The following is a 1,185-nucleotide window of genomic DNA, read 5'->3' as shown; positions in this document are numbered from 1 at the left end:
AGGGTATTATTCCAGACAAAACGGGCACACCCGAACGACTGCGCCAGCAGCTCAGCCTGTTCGGAGGTGGGGTAGAACCGCTCTTTGTAGGCACGCTTTGTCATGCTGTATAAATATCAGGGTAATGAAGCGAAGTCAATCTGGCACCGCTACGCGGTGCGCGCTTGTATCACCGCCCGACTGGGCGATGCTTTACGCGCTGTTTGGTAAGCACGGCGCTGGAGCGCTCTGCACCCCAGGATGCGGGTGGCAGCGCTCGTCGTAGCGTCGTGTGTCCTTAGGAGTTACGTGTCTGTGCCTAAAAAGGAGTGACCGCACATGAGCGACCAACAGCAACCCCCACAGCATCAGCAAAAACAGCCGGGCGATGAGCATGCCATGCGCCCCGAGCCCGAGTACATTCGCGACAGCTATCGCGGTGCCGAGAAGTTGCTGGACAAAGTGGCGATCATCACCGGTGGCGACAGCGGCATCGGCCGAGCCATTGCGGTGCACTACGCCCGTGAAGGGGGCGACAGCGTGATCGTGCACCTCAAGGAGAGCCGCGACGCCGAAGAGACCAAGCGGCTGGTAGAAGCCGAAGGCCGCCGCTGCCTGGTGCTGAAAGGCGATGTGGCCGCGCCCAGCTTCTGCCGAGAAATCGTCAACCGCACCCGGCAGGAGTTCGGCAAGATCAATATCGTGATCCATAACGCAGCCGAGCAGTACGACTGGGACGACATCACCGATATCCCGGACGACCAGCTTCAGCGCACCTTCCAGACCAACGTGTTCAGCCACTTCTATCTGACCAAAGCGGCGCTGCCCCATCTGAGCGAAGGCGACACCATCATCGGCACCTCCTCCATCAATGCCTTCAAAGGCAATGACACGCTGATCGACTACACCGCCACCAAGGGCGCCATTCAGGGGCTGATACGCTCGCTGGCCATGTCGCTGATGGACCGTGGCATCCGTGTCAACGCCGTGGCTCCCGGCCCCATCTGGACACCGCTGATTCCGGCCAGCTTCGATGAAGAGAAAGTCGCGGAGTTCGGCAATCAGGTGCCGATGAAACGCGCCGGACAGCCCAGTGAAATCGGCCCGGCCTACGTGTACCTGGCCTGTGAAGAGTCATCCTACATGAGCGGCCAAACACTGCACCTGAACGGTGGCGTGATTCTGAATACCTAGCAGCCTGTCGGT

At 60.1% G+C, this 1,185-nt stretch carries 2 protein-coding genes; one reads left to right on the top strand and one right to left on the bottom strand.

Going from position 1 to position 1,185, the window contains the following annotated elements:
- Positions 1-104 (bottom strand): helix-turn-helix domain-containing protein (locus tag B7L72_RS15515; protein WP_176212914.1); only part of this gene is annotated, 104 nt, incomplete at its 3' end.
- A gap of 214 nt (positions 105-318) precedes the next feature.
- Here B7L72_RS15515 and B7L72_RS15510 point away from each other — a divergent pair.
- Positions 319-1,173 carry an SDR family oxidoreductase gene (locus B7L72_RS15510; protein WP_081195375.1) on the top strand — a complete coding sequence of 285 codons (855 nt, stop codon included), beginning with the start codon at positions 319-321 and terminating at the stop codon, positions 1,171-1,173.
- Positions 1,174-1,185: the final 12 nt, after the last annotated feature.

This window comes from Halomonas sp. BC1 (assembly GCF_002078135.1).
Classification (GTDB): Bacteria; Pseudomonadota; Gammaproteobacteria; order Pseudomonadales; family Halomonadaceae; genus Vreelandella; species Vreelandella stevensii.
Note: the sequence above shows the minus strand (reverse complement) of the source record. Positions and strands in the feature narration are given on the sequence as shown.